Raw genomic sequence first — 539 nt, 5'->3', positions numbered from 1 at the left:
GGCGGCAGTCAGCATAAGAAAACGAACAGTCTGCTGGGCCGTAAGCGTCAGCTGGAACAGCTGGATCAGGAAATTTCGGAAACCGAGAAGCAGCTGGAGAAGCTCCAGCAGGGCATTGAAAGCGTCCGGAATCAAATGGTTGAATCTCAGGATAAACTGGACGAGCTTCGAAGAGCCGGGGACGACAAGCGTGTCGAGGAACAGCAGGCAGCTGGAGACCGTAAGCAGCTCGATCATGAGCTGCGCCACGTCCTTGAGCAAGCAGAGCTAGCCGGTGAGGAGAAGAGCAGCCACGAGAAGGAAGCAAAAGAAATTCAGGAAAACCGTGTTCGGGCACAGAAGTTATTGTCTGAGCTTGAAGACGAGGAGAAGTCGACACATCTAGCGATCCAGGCTGCTGAATTTGCCCGTAAAGCAAACGAATCGGCGAAGGAAGAACTTCAGAGTCAACTGACGAATCTTAAGGTTCGCGAAGGTAAACTGGATCAGGAAACCTTCTCGCTGGAGGAGCAGCTCAAACGCCTTCAATCGGATGTGGA

Annotated in this window: 1 pseudogene; it reads left to right on the top strand. The window is 52.5% G+C overall.

Annotated elements, in window-relative coordinates:
- Nucleotides 1-539: pseudogene (locus C3B52_RS35830) on the top strand (chromosome segregation protein SMC); the annotation flags it as partial.

The sequence above is a fragment of the Brevibacillus reuszeri genome, from assembly GCF_002897295.1.
Taxonomy (GTDB): domain Bacteria; phylum Bacillota; class Bacilli; order Brevibacillales; family Brevibacillaceae; genus Brevibacillus; species Brevibacillus reuszeri_A.
Note: the sequence above shows the minus strand (reverse complement) of the source record. Positions and strands in the feature narration are given on the sequence as shown.